Here is a 3,893-nt window from a genome sequence, read left to right on the forward strand (position 1 = left end):
TTTTCATATACACTGCTATTTGATTTATCTGCAAGTTTATCATGTATCTTCAAATCCCGATAATGCTTAAGAAGCAACCTAGTATTTCTTAATCTTCGATCATATCTTTTTTTAGTTTTATAATATTCCTGCTCTTTGATATATTTTATACCTTCTCTTACTCCAATTCTTACAGCTTCCTCATAATCCATCTATACCACCTCACTTTTATATTTCTGAATTCTAGCTTTTACCGCCTCAAGCAGTATATTTTGATTTACTTCTTTATTTCCTAAAGACTTCATCACATCTTCGTCTATAGTATTTTTACAAACTAAATGATGTATAACTACAGTTTCCTTTTGTCCCTGCCTGTATAACCTTGCATTGGCCTGTTGATATAACTCCAAGCTCCATGTAAGCCCAAACCAAACAATTATATTTCCTCCATATTGAAGATTTAAGCCATGTCCTGCACTTGCCGGATGCACTAAAAGCACTGGTATATTACCTTCATTCCATTTTTTTATATCTTTAGAATCTCTCAATTCAACTGCTTTTATCTTTTTAGATTCTAAAGATTCAACTATCCTGTCAAAATCATGTTTAAATGAATAAAATATTAAAACAGGTTTTCCATTAGCTGATTCTATAATTTCAAGTAGTGCCTTTAATTTTTCTTGATGTATTTCAACTACAGTATGTCCCTCTGAATAAATAGCACCATTGGATATCTGCAATAATTTGTTAGTAAGTACTGCTGCATTTGATGCTGTTATATCTTCTTCCCCAAGTTCTAAGACAAGATCCTTTTCTAGCTCTTTATACTTTTTGATTGCATTTTCAGGTAAATTAATATTTATAATATTATCTATTCTTTCAGGTAAATCTAAATAATCTTTTGCTTTCATAGAGACACAAATATCTGAAATTTTATTTTCAATTGCATCCGCCGCACCTTTTTTTAAATTCCAGTTATAAACCACAAATTGGTTTCTATTACCCGGTGTGAAATACTGCTCTCTATAGCTACCTAGGGTCTTTCCAAGTCTCTTACCCCCATCAAGTAAATATATCTGTGGCCATAGGTCAATTAGGCTGTTAGGTGCTGGTGTCCCTGTAAGCCCAACTATTCTTTTAAAATAAGGTCGTACCTTCCTCAAAGACCTAAATCTCTTTGCTTTTGAACTCTTAAAACTTGAAAGCTCATCAATTACGACCATGTCAAATAACCAACTATCAAAACAATATTTAACTAACCAATCAACATTTTCTCTATTAGTAACATAAACGTCTGCTTTTGTCTCAATGGCCTTAATCCTCTGCTTTGGAGTTCCTAGTACCTTTGATACTTTTAAACCACTAAGATGGTCCCACTTTTCAACTTCTGTGCTCCATGTATCCTCTGCCACTCTAAGTGGTGCTATAACAAGTACTTTATTTACATCACCTAAAAACAATAATTCATCTACTGCTGTTAAGGTACTAACTGTTTTACCACACTCAACCCATGCCCATATCCAGAAATAGTCCTGAAGCTTCATGGTTTATAATGTGGTCTATTGCGTATTTCTGGTATTCATAGGGTATAAATTCCATATTATCACCTTCCTTCTGTCAATTGTTTTACAAAGTTCTGAACTCCATCTATAGAATCTATACATTCAACTCTAAATCCTAAGTTCTGTAATTCCTTTGCTCTATATTCTTGAAGCTTTCTCCTTTTTTTACCTGGTGCTTTAAGCTCTACAAAAACAATCCTTCCATGTGGCATTAAAACGATCCTGTCCGGCACTCCTGACATCCCTGGGCTAATAAACTTTAATGCTTTTCCACCTATCTTCTCAATTTCTTTTTTAAGTCTTTTTTCAATAACACTTTCTAGCAATAAAATCACAACCTTTTAATATTTCTTCCGTGTGGTATTCATGTTCTGAACATAAAAAAGCATCATATTTTTTCTTTCATAAAATTAACCTTCTTTCTTAATTAACATATTTTAGGTGTTTACCCGTTAAACTTAGTAATATCAATACCTTAAGGGACTTGGTAAACAGGTTAAACAGTTTTTTCTTATGATTACAGTAAAAGTAGGATATTTTAAGTGTTTGTGTATTGAAAATATCCTATTTTTACTAACCTATTATAGAAAAACTGTTTACTCTGTTTACCTTTATATTATAGGTATTGATATTACTAAGTTTAACGGGTAAACAGTTTTTCTGTTTTTGTATACCATTTTTAATTAATTTTCCAAATAATATAAAATCAAATTTTATTTATATACATTATCTGTAAAATTTTGAATCCTATCTCTTTTTATTCAATAATTTTATTTTCTGTAAAAACCCCTTTGTCCTCCATACCCTTTTATTTTAATTACTGACTTTTGCCTTTCCCAATGTTTTAAACCCTGTAATATTTTATTTATTCTGGTTGAATCCCTTAAATCGACTTTTCCAGAAACACCATAGAGTTCATTCAGTATCTCTTTAACACAAATTCTGTCTCTCAAAAATCCTTCTCCTTTAGCAACCTTAGGTTCTAAATTATCATTAAAGTACTGCTGTCTTTTATATAAATCTCTTTCGTACCAATCTTTTGGCAGAGGCGTATCCAAATATTCAATTATAGTTCCTTCTTCATCATCAACTATCCTGTGATTATCCTGTGCTATTTTTGCTAATTTTTCTTCTTCCTTAGAAAGTTGCAGAGCCTCGCTTCCCATTTCCTTATAAATAACTATAGCCTCAGCCCATAATTGATCTACCTCTTTTTCAAGGTCTGTTTTTATACTTTTAGTTGCTTTTTCCATATCAGCATCAACAGGAAAATATCTTCTGTCACCTGTAGGGTCTTTCAAAAATGCGCTATTATTGTTAGAAGCTACAAGTACATACTGCCTCAATATATCGGTAGGATTATGAGCATATGCAAGCCTTACAGTTTTAGTCTTATTGGTTATAAAAGCTTTCATTTCGTCAACTTCGCTTTTTCTTGTAGGCGCCATTTCCGCCATTTCCACAATCCATTTACCCATAGTTTCTTCTATAGCCTCTTTAGGTTTTATGGTATTAAGCTCTGTATACCATTCATCTCTTGAAGCCATTATTCTATAGAAAGTACCTTTCCTAATGCCTTGAGGTCCAACTAAAGTAAGTACATAATCCAATTGGCATCCGGGATGAAATATTCTTGCTACCCCACCACAAAGAAATATTCTTGTTACTGCTCTGGTATAAATGTTATCTTCCGCGCCAAAATACTTAACCAGCAAGGTATCGATCCTTTTTACTCCATCCCACTCAATGCTATTAAGATAATCTTTAACAGGATGAAATTTATTTTCGTTAAATACAAGATTTACAGCATCATTTATAACTTGGACCGACCTTGTTATATCGTAGGCTTTTTCTAAATAATGTCTTATACCGGAATCATCTGAATCCGTACTATCGCCCCATGGTCTTACTTTATTCGATAAATTCCAGGGTACCGCGCCTTTTACAGTTTTTCTTAAGGTGAATTCATTATAGGCAAATTTGCCTTTTAACGCTGGGTCATTCTCGAGTATTATTTTTGTGTTATCAATAGTTTTTCTAATACTACCCTGCTGTGTATATTCAAGTTTTGTGAACCATTTACTGTTTGAATCATCATTTTTTATAATGTCAAATTCATCTTTTGCAGCATCTAGTCTTTCCTTACCAATTTGAATTTTTACTTTTTCATCATTAACAGCAAATTCAGACATTTTTTTGAATGATGGTAGGTTATTTGCTTTGGTATCAATTCTCACATTGTCATCTAAATCCCCAAATTTGTGTATTCTCACCAAGTCAAAGGCATTACATAATACTTCACTTGCAGGGTCCGTACCATGATGGCTGTAACTGAACTTATCATCATATATT

At 32.5% G+C, this 3,893-nt stretch carries 2 protein-coding genes and 2 pseudogenes; all 4 read right to left on the reverse strand.

Translation table 11 applies throughout. The annotated features are described in order from the left end of the window. Positions 1 to 191: pseudogene (locus V7Q02_RS15845) on the reverse strand (hypothetical protein); the annotation flags it as partial. After that, positions 192 to 1,578, reverse strand: a pseudogene (locus V7Q02_RS15850) (SNF2-related protein). A gap of 4 nt (positions 1,579 to 1,582) precedes the next feature. Next, positions 1,583 to 1,867 carry a VRR-NUC domain-containing protein gene (locus V7Q02_RS15855; RefSeq protein ID WP_333862051.1) on the reverse strand — a complete coding sequence of 95 codons (285 nt, stop codon included), beginning with the start codon at positions 1,865 to 1,867 and terminating at the stop codon, positions 1,583 to 1,585. Positions 1,868 to 2,311: 444 nt separating this feature from the next. Then, positions 2,312 to 3,893 (reverse strand): virulence-associated E family protein (locus V7Q02_RS15860; protein ID WP_333862050.1); only part of this gene is annotated, 1,582 nt, incomplete at its 5' end.

Source organism: Clostridium sp. (assembly GCF_036781005.1).
In the GTDB taxonomy this organism is placed as follows: domain Bacteria; phylum Bacillota; class Clostridia; order Clostridiales; family Clostridiaceae; genus Clostridium_B.